Source organism: Micromonospora sp. NPDC005206 (assembly GCF_040608175.1).
GTDB lineage: Bacteria > Actinomycetota > Actinomycetes > Mycobacteriales > Micromonosporaceae > Micromonospora.
This window is the reverse complement of sequence record NZ_JBEXHU010000008.1, coordinates 221,243-237,988: the sequence shown is the minus strand read 5'-3', so window position 1 is coordinate 237,988 and position 16,746 is coordinate 221,243. Positions and strand designations below refer to the sequence as shown.

At 70.2% G+C, this 16,746-nt stretch carries 19 protein-coding genes and 4 tRNA genes; 20 read left to right on the top strand and 3 right to left on the bottom strand.

What is annotated here, in order from left to right:
* Positions 1–141: 141 nt before the first annotated feature.
* Positions 142–1,401, top strand: coding sequence for an MFS transporter (locus ABZU69_RS14575; RefSeq protein ID WP_354964816.1), 1,260 nt, complete (start codon positions 142–144; stop codon positions 1,399–1,401).
* Positions 1,402–1,420: 19 nt separating this feature from the next.
* Here the strand turns inward: ABZU69_RS14575 and ABZU69_RS14570 are convergent, their stop codons facing one another.
* On the bottom strand, positions 1,421–2,188 hold the full coding sequence (locus ABZU69_RS14570; RefSeq protein WP_354964815.1) for a MerR family transcriptional regulator: 768 nt from the start codon (positions 2,186–2,188) through the stop codon (positions 1,421–1,423).
* Between the two features lie 93 nt (positions 2,189–2,281).
* Here ABZU69_RS14570 and ABZU69_RS14565 point away from each other — a divergent pair, with 93 nt between their 5' ends.
* Complete coding sequence (locus ABZU69_RS14565; RefSeq protein WP_354964814.1) at positions 2,282–2,809, top strand: dihydrofolate reductase family protein; 528 nt, start codon at positions 2,282–2,284, stop codon at positions 2,807–2,809.
* A gap of 108 nt (positions 2,810–2,917) precedes the next feature.
* On the opposite strand, the gene ABZU69_RS14560 is transcribed toward ABZU69_RS14565, so the two are convergent.
* Positions 2,918–3,352 (bottom strand): hypothetical protein, encoded by a 435-nt coding sequence (locus ABZU69_RS14560; RefSeq protein WP_354964813.1) that lies wholly within the window; start codon positions 3,350–3,352, stop codon positions 2,918–2,920.
* 182 nt (positions 3,353–3,534) lie between these two features.
* On the bottom strand, positions 3,535–4,029 hold the full coding sequence (locus ABZU69_RS14555; RefSeq protein WP_354964812.1) for a YajQ family cyclic di-GMP-binding protein: 495 nt from the start codon (positions 4,027–4,029) through the stop codon (positions 3,535–3,537).
* A gap of 147 nt (positions 4,030–4,176) precedes the next feature.
* Between ABZU69_RS14555 and ABZU69_RS14550 the strand changes: the two genes are divergently transcribed.
* The 18 genes from ABZU69_RS14550 (at position 4,177) to rplL (ending at position 16,504) form a co-directional block, all read left to right on the top strand.
* Positions 4,177–4,260 (top strand) — tRNA-Tyr (locus ABZU69_RS14550).
* A gap of 183 nt (positions 4,261–4,443) precedes the next feature.
* Positions 4,444–5,640 carry an epoxide hydrolase family protein gene (locus ABZU69_RS14545; RefSeq protein WP_354964811.1) on the top strand — a complete coding sequence of 399 codons (1,197 nt, stop codon included), beginning with the start codon at positions 4,444–4,446 and terminating at the stop codon, positions 5,638–5,640.
* A 573-nt stretch (positions 5,641–6,213) separates the two neighbouring features.
* On the top strand, positions 6,214–6,405 hold the full coding sequence (locus tag ABZU69_RS14540; protein WP_354964810.1) for a hypothetical protein: 192 nt from the start codon (positions 6,214–6,216) through the stop codon (positions 6,403–6,405).
* A 115-nt stretch (positions 6,406–6,520) separates the two neighbouring features.
* The gene (locus tag ABZU69_RS14535; protein ID WP_354964809.1) at positions 6,521–9,049 is read left to right on the top strand and encodes a bifunctional diguanylate cyclase/phosphodiesterase; all 2,529 of its coding nucleotides are present in this window, start codon (positions 6,521–6,523) and stop codon (positions 9,047–9,049) included.
* Between the two features lie 93 nt (positions 9,050–9,142).
* Positions 9,143–9,215, top strand: a tRNA-Thr gene (locus ABZU69_RS14530).
* A gap of 24 nt (positions 9,216–9,239) precedes the next feature.
* Positions 9,240–9,312 (top strand) — tRNA-Met (locus tag ABZU69_RS14525).
* 132 nt (positions 9,313–9,444) lie between these two features.
* Positions 9,445–9,612 (top strand): 50S ribosomal protein L33, encoded by a 168-nt coding sequence (gene rpmG, locus ABZU69_RS14520; protein WP_007073056.1) that lies wholly within the window; start codon positions 9,445–9,447, stop codon positions 9,610–9,612.
* Positions 9,613–9,738: 126 nt separating this feature from the next.
* A complete protein-coding gene (locus tag ABZU69_RS14515) occupies positions 9,739–10,185 on the top strand; it encodes a MaoC family dehydratase N-terminal domain-containing protein (protein ID WP_074314636.1) in 447 nt (148 codons plus the stop codon).
* Position 10,186: 1 nt separating this feature from the next.
* Positions 10,187–10,579: a MaoC family dehydratase gene (locus ABZU69_RS14510; protein WP_354964808.1), complete on the top strand. Its 393-nt coding sequence runs from the start codon at positions 10,187–10,189 to the stop codon at positions 10,577–10,579.
* A 128-nt stretch (positions 10,580–10,707) separates the two neighbouring features.
* Positions 10,708–10,780: transfer RNA gene (locus tag ABZU69_RS14505), tRNA-Trp, on the top strand.
* 210 nt (positions 10,781–10,990) lie between these two features.
* Positions 10,991–11,383 (top strand): preprotein translocase subunit SecE, encoded by a 393-nt coding sequence (secE, locus tag ABZU69_RS14500; protein ID WP_089018931.1) that lies wholly within the window; start codon positions 10,991–10,993, stop codon positions 11,381–11,383.
* A 41-nt stretch (positions 11,384–11,424) separates the two neighbouring features.
* Entirely contained in the window at positions 11,425–12,147 is a 723-nt protein-coding gene (nusG, locus tag ABZU69_RS14495) for a transcription termination/antitermination protein NusG (protein WP_354964807.1), read from the top strand.
* 187 nt (positions 12,148–12,334) lie between these two features.
* On the top strand, positions 12,335–12,766 hold the full coding sequence (rplK, locus tag ABZU69_RS14490; protein ID WP_354964806.1) for a 50S ribosomal protein L11: 432 nt from the start codon (positions 12,335–12,337) through the stop codon (positions 12,764–12,766).
* Between the two features lie 73 nt (positions 12,767–12,839).
* A complete protein-coding gene (gene rplA, locus ABZU69_RS14485; RefSeq protein WP_354964805.1) occupies positions 12,840–13,556 on the top strand; it encodes a 50S ribosomal protein L1 in 717 nt (238 codons plus the stop codon).
* Between the two features lie 85 nt (positions 13,557–13,641).
* On the top strand, positions 13,642–14,487 hold the full coding sequence (locus tag ABZU69_RS14480; RefSeq protein WP_354964804.1) for an ATP-binding cassette domain-containing protein: 846 nt from the start codon (positions 13,642–13,644) through the stop codon (positions 14,485–14,487).
* Complete coding sequence (locus ABZU69_RS14475; RefSeq protein WP_354964803.1) at positions 14,484–15,173, top strand: hypothetical protein; 690 nt, start codon at positions 14,484–14,486, stop codon at positions 15,171–15,173. The genes ABZU69_RS14480 and ABZU69_RS14475 overlap by 4 nt, the downstream gene beginning before the upstream one ends.
* 347 nt (positions 15,174–15,520) lie before the next feature.
* Positions 15,521–16,066, top strand: a complete 546-nt coding sequence (gene rplJ / locus ABZU69_RS14470; RefSeq protein WP_354964802.1) for a 50S ribosomal protein L10 — start codon at positions 15,521–15,523, stop codon at positions 16,064–16,066.
* Between the two features lie 54 nt (positions 16,067–16,120).
* On the top strand, positions 16,121–16,504 hold the full coding sequence (gene rplL / locus ABZU69_RS14465; RefSeq protein WP_354964801.1) for a 50S ribosomal protein L7/L12: 384 nt from the start codon (positions 16,121–16,123) through the stop codon (positions 16,502–16,504).
* Positions 16,505–16,746 lie beyond the last annotated feature (242 nt).

Here is a 16,746-nt window from a genome sequence, read left to right as displayed (position 1 = left end):
CCCGCTGATCCAAGCCTCCGCCCGCACCCGTACCGGGTGCGGGCGGAGTGCTGTGTCACCCGCGATATCCGATACCTCGCACTGACCGGCGGCGTTAGGGTCGGAACGGCTCACGCTCATTACATTCTCTGGAGGTTCACGGTGGCCGCACTGCGCCAGTACCTGGGTGTCTGGCGGATCCCCGGCGCGCCGATGCTGCTGATCACCGGCATCATCGGGCGACTCGGGATCGGCATGACCCCGCTGGCGCTGCTGCTGGTGGTCGAGCAGGTGACCGGGCGGTACGCTCTCGCCGCCGTCGCCGGCGGGATCTACGCCGTCGCCGGTGCCGCGCTCAGCCCGGTGGCCGGCCGGATCGCCGACCGGGTCGGCCCGAGCCCGGTCCTGCTGGTCACCGCGGTGGCCCACCCGCTGGCGCTGATCGGGCTGCTGCTGGCCAGCCGGTCGGGCGACGACGCCCTTCCCGCCATCTACCTGGCCGCCGGCATCGCCGGAGCGACCTACCCGCCGCTCACCGCCGCGATCCGTGGTGCGTGGAACGACCTCACCGGCCCCGGCTCCGACCGGTACCACCTGCGCAACACCGCCCTGGCCGCGGAGACCTCGCTGTTCGAGATCGTCTTCGTGCTCGGCCCGCTGCTCGTCGCCGGCTTCGTGCTGTTCGCCGACGCCGCGGCCGCGCTGATCGGGGCGGCCGTGGTCACCCTGGTCGGCACCACCGCCGTCGCCCTCGGCCGTGTGATGCGTGGCTGGCGTCCGCACTCGCGTGAGCACCACGCCCGGGGGCTCGGCCCGCTGCGGGTGGGGGGCTTCCCGGCCCTGCTGGTCTGCGTGGCCAGCCTCGGCATCGCGTTCGGCGCGGCCGGCGTGATTGTCCCGGCGTACGCCGGCAACTACACCGCCGACGACCCGGAGAGCCTGGCCGGGATCCTGCTGGCGGTCTGGGGGATCGGCAGCGCGGCCGGAGGCTTCTGGTTCGGTGTCCGCCGGCCGTCCCCGAACATGACCCGGCAGTTCGCCATGCTGCTCGCCGCGCTCGCCGGCACCTTCGTGGTGTTCGCGGTCATGCCCACGCCGCTGGCGCTGGGTGTCGCGCTGGTCGTCGGCGGGGCCACCATCGCTCCCGCGCTGACCCTGGAGAACACCCTGGTCGGCCGGATCGCGCCGACCGGCATGCTGAACGAGGCGTACACCTGGGTGGTGACCATGTCGGTGGCGGCGAGCGCCGCCGGCGGCGCGGTGGCCGGCCTGATCGTGGACCACGCCGGCGGTGTGCCGTGGGCGTTCCTGTTCGCGGGGGCGTCGGTCGCCGTCGGGGCCGCGGTCGCCGCGCTGCCCGCCGGGCCGATCGCCCGCGCGGAGATTTCGACGGTACGCACCGACGAGCCCGTCGCCGCCTGACCCACCTGCCGCCGCGCGGTCAGGCTTGATCGAACGGGAGCGGGCAGCCGGAGCTGCCGGCGCAGGCCACCAGGTCGTCGCAGCCGGCGGAGATCGCCGCTCGCAGGGTGTCTCGGACGGCCGTCAGGTCGGCCAGCCTCCGCTCCACCTCGGCCAGCTTGGCCGTGGCCTGAGCCGGTAGGCCCGTGCTCGGGCGGTGATGCCGCTGGCCGGCGTGGAGCAGGTCGGCGACCTCGCCGAGCGTGAAGCCGAGACGCTGCGCGGTCTTGATGACCCGCAGCCGGGTGACCGACTCCGCCGGGTACAGCCGGTGCCCTCCGGGCGAGCGCCGTGGCGCGGCCAGCAGGCCACGACGTTCGTAGTAGCGCAGCGTCTGCGGGTTCACCCCCGCCGCGTCGGCCAGTTGACCGCTGCGCAACCACGACCCGGCCGACCCGGGTACGCCGACGGGCCGCGCCCGCTCCGCCAGGCCGTCGAGAACGCCGACGTGCGAGGCCGGCACCCGTACGTCGAGCGTCACCGCGTCCCGGCCGGTCCGCGTGACCTCGAAGGTGAAGAACGAGCAGCACGCCGACTCACGGGCGGTCAGGTCCCGGGCGGCGCGCTCGGCCTCCGCCGTGCCGACCAGGTGCAGCCGCAGGAGCTGCGCGGACGGCCGATCGAGCCGTCGGACGGCGTCGGCGAAGAAGCGGTCGAACTCGGCGAGGCGCACGGGCTGCTCGGCGGTGGGCAGGTCACAGGAGTCGGGGACCCACGTATCGTCCGTCCCAGGGTGTCGGTCGCTCACCACCCGACGGTAAGCCCGTACCCGGGTACCGGATGCAAGCCCGCACCCTTCCGGCTCTAGGCGGTCTTCGGACCGACCAGTGGAAGGAGACCCATGGCAAAGCTGCTGTACTCCGCGACAGCGTCACTCGACGGCTACATCGCCGGCTCGGGTGGTGACATGTCCTGGCTGACCGAGCACCTCGTCGGCGAGAACCCGACGGCGGACCACCTGTTGGCCAACATCGGCGCGATCCTGGCCGGCAACAGCACCTTCGGCGGCGACGACCCGAACCGCGGCACCGACAGCGAAGGGGCCTTCGGCGGTCGGTACCACGGACCGGTGGTCGTGCTCACCCACCGGCCGCCGGTCGAGCCAGCCCCGGGCGTCACCTTCGCCGGCGACCTGCACAGCGCCGTCGCGCAGGCCAAGGAGGCCGCCGGGGACAGGTACGTGAACGTCCTCGGCGCGAACGTCGCCAGACAGTGCATCCAGGCCGGGCTGCTCGACGAGATCCTGATGTTCTTCGCCCCGGTGCTGCTCGGCGACGGGGTACGCATGTTCGACCAGCCGGGCGGAACCAGGGTGCGATTGGCACCGATTCCCGGCGAGACCGCCCACTGGTACAGCGTCATCTATTGAGCCGTGTGTGGCGTCGCCGGAAACCGCTTCAGGCGGCGGGTGAGGTTGGCGGCGGGTACCTGTTGCTCAGCGGGTTCTTGTAGCTGAGGGGTTGCGCCGAGTCCAGAACTACGCCCAAGGTGGGGTGTATCGGCTCACGTAGTCGCGAGCACGGGGGAGCGGGTCCTGCCAGTACTGGTGCGGCATGCGGGAGTGGTGCGCCTCGCAGAATTCGGCGAGACTGTCCACGATCTTGACGCGCTCCAGCGGCCGGCATTCGAAGGCTGTGTTGGCCGTCAGCAATTCCGGCTCGGGGTTCCACCCCGAATGGTCGAACGCCCAGCCATCCCAGAGCGCGTAGGCGTGGAAGACCTGCCAGCCGTCTGCCAAGCGCACCCCTGCGATCTCAATCGGCCGATCCGGGTAGGAATCCCGGCACACCCAGGCCAGGATGTGACACGCTCCGGCAGCGAAGAAGGCCTGGTCCGTCCGGTCCCAGGCGATTCGCTGATCCGATCGCTCAATCGCAGTCCGACGAAATGCCCCCGCTGCTTCGGCCGCCACCAGCCAGACGTTAGCGAATGGTCCGACCCATCGCTCATGCCGCGATGCATCGCAGTCGCGGCCGTAAAGGCCACCAGAAGAGGTACGCCGGCTTCGGGCGGGCCGACGAGGACCAGCCCCAGGCCGTCGTCTGCCCAGGTGACAAGGCGTGATCGGCCCCATGGCCGGGCCCCGAAGCCGCCTTACCTGTAGTTGGTGAACTGGAGCGCGACGCCGAAGTCCTCGCCCTTGAGCAGCGAGATGACCGCCTGGAGGTCGTCCCTCTTCTTGCCGGTGACGCGCAGCTGGTCGCCCTGGATCTGGGCCTGGACGCCCTTGGGGCCCTCGTCGCGGATCTTCTTGCTGATCGCCTTGGCCTTGTCCGTCTCGATGCCCTGGATCACCTTGCAGTCGATCTTGAATACCTTGCCGGACGGGCGCGGATCGCCGGCGTCCAACGACTTCAGCGAGATGTTCCGCTTGACCAACTTCTCCTTGAAAACGTCCAGCGCGGCGCGCACCCGCTCCTCGGTCTCCGCCTGGAGGCCGATCGCCTCCTCGCCCGACCAGGAGATCTCCGCGCCGGTGCCACGAAAGTCGAACCGCGTCGAGAACTCCTTCTCCGCCTGGCGGAGGGCGTTGTCGACCTCCTGGCGGTCGACCTTGCTCACGATGTCGAACGACGGGTTCGCTGCCATGCTTCTGCTCCTGCTGTCCGGCGGACTGGGCCTGCCGTCGGCCGCCGACCGGCAGCACGACCCCCTGACCGTACCCGGTTGCGCCGGTGCCGGGGTGAGCCGCTATCCTTGCTTCCGCCGCCGCGTTACGACGCGGTGGGGTGCCCTGGCGGGTTGCCCGAGCGGCCAATGGGAGCGGACTGTAAATCCGTCGCGAAAGCTACAGAGGTTCGAATCCTCTACCCGCCACCAGGTTCAGAGATGACCCCGTGAGCTGCGGAAACGCGCTCCGGGGTCTTTCTCGTGGAGGCCACGGGCTGGACCCAGGCGCGAATTCGCGTTTCGGTGCGCCGGTTGCGGGTCCGCTGCGAGACTGGGCGCGTGCCAGCTCGCCGGCGCCCGGTGCCGGTCGATCCGACCCGGTAGGTGGAGAACATGTCTGACGACAACGAGATCCGCCCCTTTCGGCTCGACACGCCGGAAGAAGTGATCGACGACATGCGGCGCCGGATCGCGGCCACGCGCTGGCCCACCCGAGAGCTGGTCACCGATCGCTCCCAGGGCGTGCAGTTGGCGACGGTCCAGGAGCTGGCCCGCTACTGGACGACCGACTACGACTGGCGTGCGTGTGAGGCGAAGCTGAACGCCATGCCGCAGTACACGACCGTCATCGACGGCGTCGAGATCCACTTCATCCACGTACGGTCGCAGCACGAGGACGCCCTGCCGCTGATCATGACGCACGGCTGGCCAGGGTCGGTCGTCGAACTGCTCGGGACCGTCGGGCCGCTCACCGACCCGACCGCGCACGGCGCCGCCGCCGAGGACGCCTTCCATCTGGTGCTGCCGTCCCTGCCTGGCTACGGCTTCTCGGGTGAGCCGACCGAGCTCGGCTGGGACTCCAACCGCATGGCCGGCGCGTGGGCGCAGCTGATGGCCCGCCTCGGCTACACGCGCTACGTCGCCCAGGGTGGTGACGTGGGTGCCGCCGTCACGGACGCGATGGGCCGCCAGGGACCCGATGGCCTGGTCGGCATCCACGTCAATCTGCTCGCCGGGGCGATCGGTATCAAGGACAAACTGCCGGCGAAGTCCGAGCAGGAGCGCGTGGCGCTCGACGCGCTCAACACGTTCACAATGGACGGCTTCGGCTACTTCCTGGAGCAGTCCACCCGGCCGCAGACGATCGGCTACTCCCTGCTGGATTCACCCGTCGGGCTGGCGGCCTGGATGCTCGACCACGACACGGACAGCTATTACAAGATCTCCCGCGCGTTCGTCGACGGCAAGCCGGTGGGCAACCTGACCCGGGACAGCATCGTCGACAACATCACGCTGTACTGGCTGACGGGCACCGGCGCCTCGGCCGCCCGGTGGTACTGGGAATTTGGACGGACCATCGCCGCAGCCACCGCGTCCGGCCAGGCGCCTCCGCCGGTCTCGGTTCCGGTCGGCTTCACGACGTTCCCCGACGAGATCTGGGCTGCCCCGCGTAGCTGGGCCGAGACGGTCTACCCCGACCTCGCGTACTTCAACGAGGTCGACCGCGGCGGCCACTTCGCCGCCTGGGAGGAACCGGAGCTCTTCTCCACCGAGGTGCGGGCCGTGTTCCGGCCGCTTCGGAGCTCCTGAGCTCGTACGTCCGAGGTCGCCAAAGCGTAGGCAGTTCACCGTCGGGCGCGACGGTGGCTCGGCCTGGCGAGGAAGGCCATCCAGACGGGATCTCACCTCGGCCTGTCCTTGGGCTGGTGCAGCGTTCTTCGAGCCGCCAGCTGTGGATCCGGAAGGGATCCGTCGAGGTGCTGGCGCGCTGGCGAAGACCCGGTATGGTGGTCGATGGCTGGACACGGAGCGCAAGCGCGTCCTACCCTTGAGGCCCGTCACTGACAGTGACCGGCTCGCCAGATTTGATCGCCCCAGCACGGCTGAGCCGAATTGTGTTGAAGGTCGTATTCAATGCTGTACGAAGCGGTGAGCTGCCCTGCGGGCTCGTGATCAGGCCCGGCGTGATGAGGGCGGTGGGCCGAACGGCGGGAAGTCACAGACGGTGGGGCCATTCGGGCCGCCCACCACTTCTCTGGCTGCGCTCACTGTGGCACGATCGTGGAACCTCCACTACCCCCACGATACTTTCCGACAGGAGCAATCATGTCTGGTCGTAGGTTGGGCCGGCTGTTTGGCTCACTTCTAGTCCTCGCCGCACTCGTGAGCGGCATCGGCGGTGTCAGTCTCGGCGGCAGCGCAGGGGGCGGCGCGCAGGCTGGCGACATTGTCTGGCAGAGCGTGCAGGCTGGCGACATTGTGTGGCAGAGCGTGCAGGCTGGCGACATTGTCTGGCAGGTGCGGGGTGACCACGTCAGGCCGACCGCGCAGACTGCAGACATCGTCTGGCAGTGAGCGGCTGGGCGCCCTGGGTCCGTCATCCAATTGGGCTGTTCGGGGCGCCACGCGCCAATGGCGGAGTGCTCCGTGACGGTGTCGTGACCGCTCGGCGTCATTCCGAAGGAGCGCCATGATCGGTCGCGGTCAACCCCGGCGCAGGTCGTCCGAGGACGCATGGATCATCACCGCGCCTCTCGCTTTGATCGCGGTCACCTGCGCCACCATCACGGGGTTGGTCGCGAAGGAGCCATTCGGCGACTGGCCGGAGGCAGCTCTTCTTCTCGTCCTGATGATCGTGGCGGGGTTGCCGCTGCTCAGCCTGGTTGTTCGGCGGCAGACGATCGGTGTCACGCTCACCGAGCTGCCAATGGTCCTCGCACTCTACTTTCTGCCGCCGCTGACGGTGGTGGTCATCTACACGTTGAGTTCGCTCATCACCCACACTCGGCAGCGGTTTTCGGCGCCCAAAGTGTGGTTCAACGTGGCGCGGGCCGCTGCGGGGACGTCACTGGCCGTCTTGGTCCTCCAGGCATTCCCGCCCATCAAGGGGGTGGGGCCAAGCACTTGGGTCAGCATCTTCGCCGCCGTAAGCATGGTGATCCTGATCAGTTACGCCAGCGTGGCCGCGGTGCACACGCTGCTGCACGGCTGGCAGACCGGGCGCGGGACATTGCGTACCGCCACGCCGGCGGTGCTCACCGCGGCGATCAACGTGTCGGTTGGCCTGATCGTGCTGATCATGGTCCGGAGCACGTGGTGGTCGCTGCTCCTGCTCGCCGCCCTCGGCGCCGGCCTTGTCCTGGTCTATCGGGCCTACGCCCAGTTCTTCCGTCAGCACCGCACCCTCACCGACCTGTACGACCTGACCCGCGCGGTGGTCGAGAGCGGGCACAGCGGCAGGCTGGCGGACGCGCTGCTCGGCCGGGTCCGCGCTCTGATGCAGGTGGAGTACGCGACGCTGTGGCTCCCGGCCCAGGGGCGGCACCCCGAGACCTTGTTGACTGCCCGGGTGGACGACCCCGGTCTGCTCGACCTGGCGCTCACCCCGCCGACGATCCGGGAGCGGGTCCGCGACACCCGGCGCACGATTGCCGTCGGCCGCGGTGTGACCACCGACGGAGAGTTCCGCGCCGATCTGGCCGAACGGCGGATCAAGGACGTGGTAGTGGTGCCGCTGCGGTCTGGTCAGGTCGTCATCGGCACCCTCGAGGTGGCCAATCGCCTCGGTGATGGCAACAACTTCACGCCCGCGGACATCGCCGTCTTCGAGACGGTGGCCGCGCACGCCGCGGTGGCCCTGGAGAATTCTCGGCTGGTCGATCGGTTGCGACACGACGCGTACCACGACGCCCTGACCAAGCTGCCCAATCGGCGGCGGATCACCGGCGCACTGGAGGAGTCGGTCAAGATCCGCACCGACGGCGAGGTGGTGGCCTTGCTGCTCTTCGACGTCGACGGGTTGCGGCAGGTCAACGAGTCGCTCGGCCACGCGGCGGGTGACAAGGTCCTCGCCGAGGTCGCCAACCGGTTGCGGGCCAGCGCGCCGTCGTCGGCCCTGGTCGGCCGGGCCGGTGGGGACGAGTTCCTGGTGACGCTGCGGTTGGAGAGCGCCGACGCGGCACTGGAGCTGGCCGGCCAGTTGCGCGACCAGATCCGCGACGAGATGGTCTTCGACGCGCTCACCCTCGACGTGAACACCGCCGTCGGGGTGGCCGTACACCCGGATCATGGCAGCGACGCGGCGACCCTGCTGCTCCGGGTCGACCTCGCCGCCACGGCCGCCAAGTCGGTGCCGGGCAGCGTACAGCTGTTCAACCCTGCGCTGGAGTCCCGATCGCTGCGCCGGCTGGGTCTCGCCGGCGATCTGCGCCGAGCACTGGACCATGACGAGCTGGAGGTCTACTTCCAGCCCAAGGTCACTCTGCGGGACCGCCACCTGGTCGGTGTCGAGTGCCTGGCCCGGTGGGAGCACCCGACGCACGGCACCGTGGCCCCCGAAGACTTCGTGGCGGTGGCCGAACACACCGGCCAGTTGAGCCGGCTCACCGAGGTGGTGCTCCGCGAGGGGCTGCGCCGCAGCCGGGACTGGGCACTGGCCGAACAGCCGCTGTCCATCGCGGTCAACCTCTCGGCCCGTACGCTCACCGACCAGCATTTCCCGGACCGGGTGCAGGAGCTGTTGACGGAGTACGGGGTGCCGGCGCAACGCCTCACCCTGGAGATCACCGAGGCGGGGGTGCTGGACGGCACCGACCGGCCCATTCCGACCCTGCGCCGACTGCGCGACCTCGGCGTCCGGCTGTCGGTGGACGACTTCGGCACCGGCGACTCGTCCCTGGCCCACCTCCGTCGGCTGCCGGTGCACGAGGTGAAGGTGGACCGCTCCTTCGTGCAGGGCATGGCGACCGACCCGGGTGACCTGGCGATCGTCAACGCGGTGGTGACCCTGTCCCAGCAGTTCGGCCTGGCCGTGGTCGCCGAGGGTGTGGAGAGTGAGCTGACCCTGGAGCTCCTCCAGGACATCGGCTGCGAGATCGGTCAGGGCTTCCTGTTCAGCCGACCGCTGCCGTACGAGCGTCTGGCCGCCTGGTTCGGCGCCCAGGCCGACCCGGAAACGATCTCCGGCGGGGAGCTCCCACGCCTTCGTGTCGTGCCCTGAGCTGGGCGCGGACGATCATCGGGGATCCGATTTCACCTGTCGAGCCGGGCCGTGTACTCTTACTTCTGCGCGCCTCCAGGGGAGATCGCGCAGGCCCCCTTAGCTCAGTCGGCAGAGCGTCTCCATGGTAAGGAGAAGGTCTACGGTTCGATTCCGTAAGGGGGCTCGAGGGTTCAGCTGGACCCACCGCGGCGGTGTAGCTCAGATGGCAGAGCAAGCGGCTCATAATCGCTGTGTCGCCGGTTCAAGTCCGGCCACCGCTACTCTCGTCTTCCGGGCACGGTCCCGGTGGCCGTGGGGATGGGCGCCACTGGCGCTCACTTTGCATGTCCGCGCAGTCAGCGACTAGGCTGACGCGTCGTAGTTGTTTCCGTTAGCGAGGAAGGCACTCCGCCGTGGCGAAGGCTACCGATGTCCGGCCGAAGATCACTTTGGCGTGTGTGGAGTGCAAGGAGCGCAACTACATCACGCGCAAGAACCGTCGTAACGACCCCGACCGCATCGAGCTGAAGAAGTTCTGCCCGCGCGACGGTCGGCACACGGTCCACCGCGAGACCCGCTGACCTGCGGCCGGCCCCACGCCGGCCATTGTTGAAGCTTTCCCGATCGCCGATCTGGCCGGGCCGGCGCGGCTCCGCCGCCGCCGACCGAGCAGATCGGCGATTGTGTTCTCCGTGTAGGTTCGCGGCATGTCTCTGGACCCTTCCTTCGTCGGCCGGACCTATCCGCCGACCGCCCCCTACCAGGTGGGCCGAGAAAAGATCCGTGAGTTCGCCACCGCCATCGGCGCCACCGACCCGGCCCACCACGACCCGGAGGCGGCCCGGGCGCTGGGCCACCCGGACGTGGTCGCCCCGCCGACCTTTCCGGTGGTCGTCACGATGGCCGCGAGCCGCCAGATCGTCGAGGACCCGGCGCTCGGCGTCGACTACAGCCGCGTGGTGCACGGCGACCAGCGGTTCGCGTACACCCGGCCGGTGGTCGCCGGCGACGAGCTGGTGTGCGCGAGCACCATCGAGGACGTCACCACCCGGGGCGGGCACGGCTTCCTGACCACCCGCACCGACGTGAGCACGGTCGCTGGCGAGCCGGTGGTCGCCGTCTGGTCCAAGATCGTCGTACGTGGGGAGGCGTGACATGGAGCTGCCAGCCAAGACGTTCCAGGTGACCCGCGCGGACCTGGTCCGCTACGCCGGCGCCTCGGGCGACTTCAACCCGATCCACTGGAGCGACCGGTTCGCCACCAAGGTGGGTCTGCCCGGGGTGATCGCGCACGGCATGTTCACCATGGCGCTGGTCGGCCGGGCCGTCACCGAGTGGGCCGGGTCGCCCGACGCGGTGGTCGACTACGGCGTCCGGTTCACCCGGCCGGTCGTGGTCCCCGACGACGACCAGGGGACCGAGATCGAGGTCACCGCGGTGGTCCGTGAGGTGACCGAGGACGGCCTGACCCGGCTCGACGTGACCGCCACCTGCCTGGGTGAAAAGGTGCTCTCGCAGGCGCGGGCCACCATCCGGACGGCACGCTGAATCTTCCCGCCACGCGAGGCGGGGAGACCGGTTGGGAAAGTCGGGCGGCTACCCGTACACTGGTCCGCCGTGGGGCAAGTGACCCCTGCTCGGCCGTCTGTGGCCGCGTGGGGCGAGAGTTGCCGCACAGGGGTGTAGCTCAATTGGCAGAGCAGCGGTCTCCAAAACCGCAGGCTGCAGGTTCAAGTCCTGTCACCCCTGCGCCTCAGGCCTGACCGTTCCCGTGGGTCGCGCCGCCGAGATGGCGGCGTCCGGCCCGTGGTGGTGGCATTGGCGGGGTGGTTCCGAGGCATCGGGCCCCCCGGTTGATCCACCGGCCGCGGCCCGTCGCGGGACGGTTGGTCCGGCCGGCGTGACAGCGCCGCGCACGCCGTCCGGCGTGCGACCCGAGATTCCGCGACGGAGGGCGAAGTGGCCGACAACAAGCGGCGCGGCGAGGACGCCGGCGACGATCGTCTGGACGACGAGGTCGTCGACGACGTAGCCGACGACGACGCCACCAGCGCGGACGAGCCGGTCTCCCGGGGAGGCACCGCGACGCGGTCCCGCGCCCGGGCGGAGTCGGCGGACAGCCGGCCGACCACCCGGTCGGAGACCGGTCGGGTGGGTGTGTTCGGCCGCATCGCCCGGTTTTTCCGCGAGGTAGTGGCCGAGCTGCGTAAGGTCATCTGGCCGACACGCAAGGAGTTGCTGACATACACCGCCGTGGTGGTGGCGTTCGTCGCAGTGATGCTGACGATCGTGGGTGTGCTGGACTACGGCTTCGCCAAGGTCGTGCTGTTTGTCTTCGGCAACTCGAGCTGACCGGCTGCCTCCAGAGCCGATAGTGACGGAAGTGAGCGAGCGTGCCTGAGTACGACGAGACCGCCGGACCGGTGGACGAGCAGTCCACGGTCGCGACGGCGGCTGGTGACGAGTCGGTTGAGGCCGCCAGCGAGCCGGAGTTCCCAACCACCGAGCCTGCCCCGGACGAGGAGTACGACCCGGTCGCCGAGCTGCGGCAGAAGCTGCGCTACGCGCCGGGTGACTGGTACGTGGTGCACTCCTACGCCGGCTACGAGAACAAGGTCAAGACCAACCTCGAGACCCGGATCACGAGCCTCGACATGGAGGACTTCATCTACCAGGTCGAGGTGCCGACCCGGGAAGAGGTCGAGGTCAAGAACGGCAAGCGTTCGCAGATCCAGGCCAAGGTCTTCCCGGGCTACATCCTGGTTCGGATGGAGCTGACCGCCGAGTCCTACTCCTGTGTCCGTAACACCCCGGGCGTGACCGGCTTCGTCGGCGCGACCGACCGGGCCGACCGGCCCGCGCCGCTCTCCCTCGACGAGGTGCTGAAGTGGCTGGCGCCGGCGATCGAGACCGAGCAGAAGAAGGCGAAGCCCGAGATCAAGGTCCTCGACTTCGAGGTGGGCGACTCGGTCACCGTCACCGACGGCGCGTTCGCGTCGCTGCCGGCCACGATCAGCGAGATCAACGCCGACCAGCAGAAGCTCAAGGTGCTGGTGTCGATCTTCGGCCGGGAGACCCCGGTGGAGCTCAACTTCAACCAGGTCGCCAAGATCTGACCGGTCGTCGGCGGCGGGCCCGGCCCGCCGCTGACGTCGGCGTACGCCCTCCCGCTCGACCTCGGCGGACGAGTGGGCTGCGGCCTGCGCTACTCTTGAACGTCGCCGCTGTCGCACCGCGCTGACCGTGCGCGCCCCGAGGGCGGTGTCAGCCGCATTTTCCCAGCTCCAAGCCCCAGGAAGTGACATGCCTCCGAAGAAGAAGCTCGTCAAGACGTTCACGCTTCAGCTGCCGGCGGGCCAGGCCACGCCGGCGCCGCCGGTCGGCCCCGCGCTCGGCCAGCACGGCGTGAACATCATGGAGTTCTGCAAGTCCTACAACGCGCAGACCGAATCCCAGCGGGGCGACATCGTCCCCGCCGAGATCAGCGTGTACGAGGACCGGTCCTTCACCTTCGTGCTGAAGACCCCGCCCGCTGCCCGGCTGCTGATCAAGGCCGCCGGTGTGCAGAAGGGCTCGGGCGTTCCGCAGAGCGAGAAGGTCGGCTCGGTCAGCCGCGCCCAGCTGCGTGAGATCGCCGAGAAGAAGATGGCCGACCTCAACGCCAACGACCTGGCCCAGGCCGAGAAGATCATCGCCGGCACCGCCCGGTCGATGGGCATCACCGTCAACGACTGACCTCGGCCTAGGCCGACCACCGTGGGAGGGCCCGCGCCGAGCGGCCCGCCAGAGACCACAGGAGTAATCAGCAATGCAGCGCAGCAAGAGCTACCGCAAGGCCGCCGATGTCATCGACCGGTCCAAGCTCTACACCCCCTCCGAGGCCGTGAAGCTGGCCAAGGAGACCACCAACGTCAAGTTCGACGCCACGGTCGAGGTCGCCATGCGCCTCGGCGTCGACCCCCGCAAGGCGGACCAGATGGTCCGCGGCACGGTCAACCTGCCGCACGGCACCGGTAAGACCGCCCGCGTGATCGTCTTCGCCGCCGGCGCGAAGGCCGATGAGGCCACCGCGGCGGGTGCGGACGAGGTGGGCACCGACGAGCTGGTCGCCCGGATCCAGGGCGGTTGGCTCGACTTCGACGCGGCGATCGCCACGCCGGACCAGATGGCCAAGATCGGCCGGATCGCGCGGATCCTGGGCCCGCGCGGTCTCATGCCGAACCCGAAGACCGGCACGGTGACCATGGACGTCACCAAGGCGGTGCAGGACATCAAGGGCGGCAAGATCACCTTCCGGGTGGACAAGCACTCCAACCTGCACCTGATCATTGGCAAGGCCTCCTTCTCGGAGAGCCAGCTGGTGGACAACTACGCCGCGGTGCTCGACGAGGTGCTGCGCGCCAAGCCGTCCGCGGCGAAGGGCAAGTACCTCCGCAAGGTCATCCTGACCACCACGATGGGCCCGGGTGTCCCGGTCGACCCCAACCTGGTGAAGAACCTGCGCGAGGACTCGGCCGAGGCCTGAGCCGAGCCGACACTTCGCTCCACCGGGGCGCCGCCACCACCGTGGCGGCGCCCCGGCGCGTCTGAGGTGTGACAGGCTCGACCGCATGCGGCTGGAGAACGTCTGGTTTCGGTACCACCGGCGTGGTCCGTGGGTGCTGCGGAGCGTGGATGTGCGGATCGGTCCGGGTGAGGTGGCGGTCGTGCTGGGCCGTAACGGGGTGGGCAAGTCCACCCTGCTCCAGGTGGCCGCCGGGGTGCTCCGGCCGGCTCGGGGCCGGGTCACCGACCGGCCCGGGCGGGTGGGCTGGGTGCCGGAGCGCTTCCCGGCCGACCAGCCCTTCACGGTGGCGCGCTACCTGACCGGGATGGCCCGGGCGGCCGGGCTGGACCGGGCCGCGGCCGACGCGGCCGTGACGGCCTGGACCGACCGGCTGGGGCTGGTCGCGTTCCGCGCGGTCCGGCTTCCGGAGCTGTCGAAGGGCACCGCGCAGAAGGTCGGCCTCGCCCAGGCCATGCTGCGCCCGCCGGGCCTGCTGGTGCTCGACGAGCCGTGGGAGGGGCTGGACGCCACCACCCGGGCCCTGGTTCCCGAGCTGATCGACGAGGTCCTGGCCGTCGGCGGGGCGGTCCTGGTCAGCGACCACCGTGGCGAGACGGTTCGGCTGCCGGGCGCGCGCCACTGGGCGGTGGCCGACGGCACGGTGGTCGAGGAGACCCCGGCGCCGGACGGGACGGTCGCGGTGATCGAGGTCGCGGTGCCGACCGCGCGGGTCGCCGGCACCGTCGCCCGGTTGCGCGCCGAGGGCCACCAGGTGCTGCGGGTACGCGCCGACGCCCGGCCCGCCCCGCCGCCGGCCCGACCAGGCGGTGACGACCCGGCACCGGACGAGCCGGTGACGGTGGACGGCGTCGGCGTGGCCGTCGATCACGCCGCGGGGGAGGCCCGATGATCGCCCTGGTCCGGCTGCGACTGGCCGGTTTCCTGCGGACCGGGCGGGCGGTCGCGCCGCTGCTCGCCGGCCTCGTCGCGCTCGGCATCCTGTACGGCGGCGGCCGGTCCCAGCCGGCGGAGGCGTACGGCGTCTCCGCGGTGGTGCTGTTCCCGTTGCTCGCCTGGCAGACCAAGATCCTGCTGGACGTCGAACCGGACGTGCAGCGCCGGCTCGCCCAGGTGACGGTGGGGGTGGCCCGGGAGCGGCTGGCGGGGCTGTTCGCCGCCGGCGTGGCGGCGCTGGTCGCGGTGGCCGTCGCGCTGGCCTTCCCGTGGTTGGTGGGCGGGGTCAACGGTCCGGTCGACCCGACGGACCGATCGGTGCCGGTCGGTGTCGCGCTGGGGCTGTGGGCGCATCTGCTGGTCGTACCCGCCGCGGTGGCCCTCGGCGCGCTGGCCAGCCGGCCCTCCGTGGGCGGCGCCGGGTACGGCGTCGCGGTGCTGGCCCTCGGCGGCGTCGGCGCGGTCGTGCTCGGCCTGACCGGGTCGGTGGCCCCCTGGCTGGCGCCGCCGATCATGGCGATAGCCCGGACCACGGCGGGCGACGCCGCCGCCCTCACCCTGCTCGGGCTCACCGCCTGGGCGCTGGCCTGGAGCGCCGCGGCGGTCGGCGGCTACCTGTGGCGGCGGCGGGCCCGGGGTTGAGGCGCCCGGAGTCGAGGCAGCGGTGGCCTGGCTCACACCGGGCGATTTGGTGCTGGTCACGGGGTCGCGTACTCTTCAAACGTCATCCGTGTTCTCATGGATGAGGAACCACCCAGAGACCGCTGGTCACCGTGCTTCGGCACGGTCGAAGGTCCCGCGACAACGGGCGACCCGCGTAGGGCGGCAAGCGTAACTCGGTAGTGAGCATGGTCCGCCGACCGTGACGATCCGCCGGCCCTCGCCCCGTGCGCCCTGCGCCGGGGCTTTTTCGTTGTCGTGCTGCCTCCGCCCCCGCTCCGGCTCCGGCCGTGACGGGGACCAGCCTCGAGTAACGAGAGAGGAGGGACATGGCGGACAAGCCGATCCGGGCCGACAAGGCCACGGCCGTCGCAGAGCTGACCGAGAACTTCCGCAACGCGGGCGCCACCGTGCTGACCGAGTACCGCGGTCTGACGGTCTCCCAGCTCACCCAGCTGCGGCGCTCGCTCGGCGCCGACACCAGCTACACGGTCGCGAAGAACACGCTGGCGAAGCGTGCTGCGACGGACGCGGGCATCAACGGCCTCGACGAGCTGTTCACCGGTCCTACCGCGCTGACTTTCGTTTCGGGCGACGTCGTCGAGGCGGCGAAGGGGCTTCGCGACTTCGCGAAGGCCAACCCGAAGCTCGTCATCAAGGGCGGTGTCTTCGAGGGCAAGGCCATCACCGCGGCCGAGGTCACGAAGCTCGCCGACCTGGAGTCCCGCGAGGTGCTGCTGGCCAAGCTGGCCGGCGCGATGAAGGGCAACCTGAGCAAGGCCGCGGCCCTGTTCCAGGCCCCGCTGTCGAAGACCGCCCGTCTGGCGGCTGCCCTGCAGGACAAGCGCGAGAAGGAGGGCGCCGAGGCGGCCTGACGGCCTCCCGGCGCACCAGTTCTTATTTAACAGACCCAGGAAAGGACGCCAGACATGGCGAAGCTCAGCACCGACGAGCTGCTCGACGCGTTCAAGGAGATGACGCTGATCGAGCTCTCCGAGTTCGTGAAGCAGTTCGAGACGACCTTCGAGGTCACCGCCGCGGCCCCGGTCGCCGTGGCCGCCGCGGGTGGGGCTCCGGCCGCCGCCGAGGCCGAGCCGGAGAAGGACGAGTTCGACGTCGTCCTCGAGGCTGACGGTGGCAAGAAGATCCAGGTCATCAAGGTCGTGCGTGAGCTGACCGGCCTGGGCCTCAAGGAGGCCAAGGACGCGGTCGAGTCCGCGCCGAAGGCCATCCTGGAGAAGGTCAACAAGGAGACCGCCGAGAAGGCGAAGGCCAAGCTCGAGGGCGAGGGCGCCAAGGTCACCCTCAAGTGACCTGACGTTCCACCTGCGCGTGCCCGGCTCGGCGAGCGGGGACACGATCGCGTCGCGACGGGCGGCGATCCGACACGGATCGCCGCCCGCCGTGTTGGTGAACCCGGCGACAGCCGTCCTGAGCTGGGCGCCGACGCCCTCTCCGGAGGACCCGAACGAGCGCGGCGGGTCGCCCTTCGGTGGGAAAGACGGCGCGACCCGGATTCCGGCCCTTGACGCGGCCCCGGGCTGCCAGGCACGCT